The 4,906-nt window shown below is 63.2% G+C and carries 4 protein-coding genes; all 4 read right to left on the reverse strand.

Annotation, left to right across the window (positions count from 1 at the left end):
- Positions 1-98 precede the first annotated feature (98 nt).
- Complete coding sequence (locus MAY35_RS23085) at positions 99-824, reverse strand: hypothetical protein (protein WP_238423660.1); 726 nt, start codon at positions 822-824, stop codon at positions 99-101.
- 158 nt (positions 825-982) lie between these two features.
- A complete protein-coding gene (locus MAY35_RS23090; protein WP_238423661.1) occupies positions 983-3,442 on the reverse strand; it encodes a hypothetical protein in 2,460 nt (819 codons plus the stop codon).
- Positions 3,443-3,452: 10 nt separating this feature from the next.
- Positions 3,453-3,773, reverse strand: coding sequence for a hypothetical protein (locus MAY35_RS23095; protein ID WP_238423662.1), 321 nt, complete (start codon positions 3,771-3,773; stop codon positions 3,453-3,455).
- A gap of 72 nt (positions 3,774-3,845) precedes the next feature.
- On the reverse strand, positions 3,846-4,906 hold a 1,061-nt coding region (locus tag MAY35_RS23100), incomplete at its 5' end, for a MinD/ParA family protein (protein WP_238423663.1).

The raw sequence follows: 4,906 nt of genomic DNA on the forward strand, positions 1-4,906 counted from the left end.
GGTTCCGTGCTCCCCATCGTCGTGCCCACGTTCATCCACCTGGCACGCCGGTGGCGGATCGCGCGCCAGGTCCGGCGGGCGGACCGTTCGGACGCCGCTTAGGCGTCTGCGCCTTTGGGGGCGATCCATTCGGGGTAGCTGGGTGGTGCGGGTGGGTCGAGGGCGAGGAGGTTGTACCACTCCCAGGGGCCGTTGACGGGGTGGGGAGGTCGAAAGTCGCCGGGGCGGGTGACGCTTGTCCATCCGGGGAAGAGTTGTTTCCACCAGGCGATGCACTCGGGTTCGGTGCCGAAGACGCCGTTGTCTCCGTAGGGGTCGTGGATGGCGTCGATGGTCCAGTTGCCGTACACGTTCCAGTGGGGTTGGTTGTTGCCGGGTGGATCGTGTTCGGGTGAGTCGTCGCGTTCTCCGGGGACGCCGGGGGAGGTGTCGGCAGGTTTGGACAGCACGATGTCGAGGGTGTGGGGTGACACTCCGAAGAAACTGCCGTCACCGCTGTAGCGGGTGGGTTCGCCGAACGGTTTGATGAACCGTCGCAGGGTGCAGATGCGGGCGGTGATGTGGGTGTCGGTGGCGTTCAGGGTGGTGATGTGGCGGTACCGGACGGTTGATGCCCAGGGCGGGAGATTTTGTGGTTTCGGTGGTTGTGTTGTGCTGCCGAGGCTGTCGTAGTAGTCGCGGGTGCCGGCGACGGCGTCGGCGTAGCCGGGGAAGGAGTGGGCGACGCCGGCCCAGGCGGCCATTTCGCCGCCGTCGAAGGTGGCGCGGATGAGTTCGGCGGGGCGGTCTTGGATGTCGATGCCCTCGACTGCCGACCACTGCACCGAATAGGGAATCGTAGGTCGTTGCACGGGACTGGGTGCGGACGGCTCTGGTGCCGGCGTACATGCGATACCGCACGTCATCAGCGCACCGACGACGCTGAACACACCGACGCGTCGCCAGGCGCGAGGCCGACGATGCGCCCGACGTGCAACATGCCCTAGGGGAGATTCAAAGTGGTCCATTTGGTTCCGAGCTCTTCCGATTCCGTCCAGACGCGCTGGTAATCCTTCGGAATATTGTCTGGGTTACTGTTCACTCCGGCGCGCTGTTCGATGATCGTTCGAATCTTGCCCAGGTAATCTTCTTCGCTGACATTGCCCGCTTGGACGATTTCTTCTCTGCTCCGCAGTGTTCCGTCCGAATTGAAGAAATCGAGGATCTCGAGTTCTTCGGCGAGATCGGGGTCTACCTGCGACCGCACATCCCCCTCTGTCGCTTCGGTGATGGCGATCAGAAGGTCGTTGACCGCGGTACTGTTCTCGCCTGTTGCGCCGTCGAATTGGGCTTTGTATTTGCTCGGACTAAAGTCCTCACTCGAACTGGACGGCGCCTCGCCGAGAAGTGTTTGTTTCAGAGCATCCTTACCATGGTCCAGCAGGATGTCGGAGCCGGGAACTCCATCGGTGACCTTGCCCGTTCCGAGGTCGGTGACTTTGAAGACGTCATCCAAGATCTTGGACTTGAGTTCGTACGCGCTTTTCGCAGCTGCAAACTCGTCGCCGGCACGGTCGGTCGCTGCGTAGAGAAGGCCTTCGTCCGCCAAACCCCGCAGGTGTGAAATCAGTTTCAGTCGCAGGTCTGCGTCACCTGCGGCTGGATTGTCGGCGTAAGTCTGCACTTCCGAGGCGATGTCGGCATAGACCTGGCCGTAGAATGTCTTGGCTGCCTCCTCGTCCGTGGCGAGCAGTCCGAAAATCCGTGAGGAGCCCTCGAAATTGTCCGTTCCTGGCGTATGAATCAAGTTGCTATCGAGTGTGTCGTTGAAGCCGGGAAGTGACCTGTCCTGGTGGCCGCCGAGTTCACTTGTATATGGCGTGAAAGAATCCGCAAGGGTTCGCAGCAGTTCGGGATTCACCTCTCCCGCTGACTTGCCGTCGACCATTCCCGGGATATCCATCAGAGCGTTGTAGCCGTCGTGCGAACCGGTGTATCTGGCGATTGCTTCCATGATGGTCGCTGATCGCTCCGCGGTGCGATGATCGAGTTCTTGACCCAGGGTTCGTTGTTCCGGTGGTATGTCGAACGATTGGGAGCGCGCCTCGCTCTCCGAGACGGTCAATAGTGTGCCCGCGGCCCGCCCGTTGTCGTCCCACTGGGCGGTCATCAGATCGTGAATGAAGTCGGCGCCATCTGGCCCGGCAAAAGCATCACTGACCCACATCTTGTCCCGCCCGACGGCCTTCAAGATCTCTTGGATCTCTGGGTGCGCTGTGCCGGACGTTGTGAAGTTGGCGTCATATCGAACCTCGCCGTCGATATGAAAACCGTTGGCAATCTTCTGGCCGTAATATTCTTGCTCGTACTTGGCCATCGCGTCGGTGTACTTGCGCCCGAGTTCGCCGAGCCGCCGGTCGATCTCGGTGCCCGCCTGATAGCGGGAGTCTCCGGAATGGAGCAGATTCCCGACTGTCGCGGAGTTTGCCAATCCGTTCACCGCGATGACGTTGTCCCTGATGACGACGGGGTTCTCAATACTGAGTACATCTTTGACGGTCTGAGGAAGCGCCTCGAATCCACCCTGGAGGCCCCCCGCGTGGATGTTTTTGTTGGAAAGGATCTGTAGTCCGTTGGCCAGCGCGCCTCGTGTTCCCGCCATGGCGGGAACGCCGCCGAATTGTTCGAAAGCCTTGATCCCGCTCAGGCTGCCGTTTCCGACGTCGACCGCTCCGGTCGCATGTTTGATGTAGAGGAACTGCTCGGGGGAGATGTCGACGGGCTGCCCGAGTTGGAGGCGTGCCAGCTGCTCCGGTGTGAGTTGCATGGCTCGCTCGAACCGCGCCCGTTGTTCTGGAGTCGCGGTTCCGGAAAGTATGGCCTGGGCGTCTGGCGCTGCCTTGGTCGGGTCGATGGTCGAACTGTTCTGCGCGATGGAGGCAGGCGTGAGACCGGCGATCGCGCCGAGGGCGGCGGAGACCGCCGAGTTCGTGTCCGACACTGCGGTGTCGGCGGCGCGGCCGAGATCCAAGAGTGCCTGCTGAAGCTCTGTCGCGGTGTCTTTGTCGTACTTGGCGCCGTCGGGTGCGGTCGCCTTCTCGAAATCCACGTTGTAGGCGGGATCGTCGGTGCGCAACTCGTACCCGAGTGCGGCCGCTGTGGACTTTTGATTTTCCAACGTCGTCATCGCACCGCGGATGGCTGTCTTGCCGTTGTCCAAAGCCGTTGCGAGAGAACCGTACTGGTCGGACAACGATCTCAACCACCGAGTGATGCTCTCCGCGCGACCGTCGGCGGCGGTGCGGGCCAACCCTTTCCACTCTGCGGTGGTGAGGTTGATGACCGGATCACCGGCCTTCGGAGCCTGGGCGTCGAGGTCGGTCTGGAGCGTTCGCGCCGCTGATGCGATGTCGCCGAGCGACTCCGGTTTCCACCCCATGACCTGGTCGTAAGTCGGCGTCATCGCCGCACCGTCACGCGGGACCGGCCGGGTAAGAGACGGCCTGGCGGATGAACGCCGCATTCTCGCCGTCGAGTTCGACCGTCGCGTTCTTGAACGAGGTGATCATCTCGGAGAACGCGGTGACCGCACCCGCGGCGTTGTTCAGCGACGACGTGACCTGTCGGTCGCCGCTACCGGCCACTTCGGCCATCGGATTCGTCGCACCGGCGAATGCGCCGGTCAGCGTGCTGAACGAGGACGTGAGGGTGTATCCCTCGATCGTCGACGCCACCGCGGAGATGGAAGTGGATGCGCCACCCACCGCCCCTGGATTCACCGAAAAATCGGTCATGCTTCCCCCGTCCCGGACATGATCACGTGAACTATAGCAACGACATACTGTTGTTCGACGTCCTGACCGTTCTCATCGCAGGGACGGCTCCTCGCGAGGTCCGGGTGCACCCGAGAAGTCGTCGGCGATGGTGGCCGCCAGCTCGACGAACGACCGCTTCGTCGGTTTCGACATCAATTCCAGGTCGACATCCGCGCCCTCGGCGAGGTGGTCGTCGAACGGGATCTTGTGGACGGCGCGGCACCGGGTCAGGAAGTGCTGGCCGAGCTGGTCGGTGTCGATGGTCGACGATCCGGGCCGCGACGAACTCAGGACGACGACGGCACGCGAGACGAGGTGCCCGAAGCCGTGCGCCTCCAGCCAATCCAGGGTCGCGCCGGCGCTGCGCGCACCGTCGAGAGCCGGTGAGCTGACGAGGATGATCGTGTTCGCGAGGTCGAGAACCCCGTTCATCGCCGAGTGGCTCAAACCCGTACCGCAATCGGTGATGATGATGTTGTAGAACCGCTGCAGCACGGTGATGACGCCGCGGTATTCCTCCTCGTTGAACGCTTCGGCCATCGCCGGATCGCGTTCGGAGGCAAGGACTTCGAGACGACTTGGCGCCTGCGACGTGTGCGCACGGACATCGGAGTATCGATAGACGTTCTCGTCGGCGAGCAGATCGCGCACCGTTGACCGTGTCTGCTGGGGGATACGTTGGGCCAGCGTGCCGAGGTCGGGGTTGGCGTCGACGGCGATTACCCGGTCGCCACGCAGCGAGGCGAACGTCGAGCCGAGCCCGACTGTGGTCGTGGTCTTGCCGACACCGCCCTTCAGGGACAACACCGCGATGCGATAGTCCCCGCGGACCGGCCGATTCACGCGCTCGAGCAGCTGCTGGAATGCGATGTCGCCTTGGGACTCACCGGGATTGATCGCGCCCGCCGACAACGTGTGCACGGCGCGGCGCCATCCGCGACTCGGTGCTCGCCTTGCCTTGCGGATGAGCGCCACCTCGTCGAGCGACGGACCGCCCTGCGGCGGAGCGTATCCGGGCTGCATCGGCGGTCCTGGGAAAGCGCCGAGGTGCCCCGGACCCGCGGTCGCCCCACCGTGCTGATGGGCGGGGGGCTGCTGATGGAGTGGGGGTT

This window comes from Gordonia sp. 'Campus' (genome assembly GCF_022206305.1).
In the GTDB taxonomy this organism is placed as follows: domain Bacteria; phylum Actinomycetota; class Actinomycetes; order Mycobacteriales; family Mycobacteriaceae; genus Gordonia.

Bases quoted from the DNA above. Each gene is read 5' to 3' on its own strand.
- MAY35_RS23090 (WP_238423661.1), bottom strand. From the start codon at position 3,442: ATGACGCCGACTTACGACCAGGTCATGGGGTGGAAACCGGAGTCGCTC.
- MAY35_RS23095 (WP_238423662.1), bottom strand. From the start codon at position 3,773: ATGACCGATTTTTCGGTGAATCCAGGGGCGGTGGGTGGCGCATCCACT.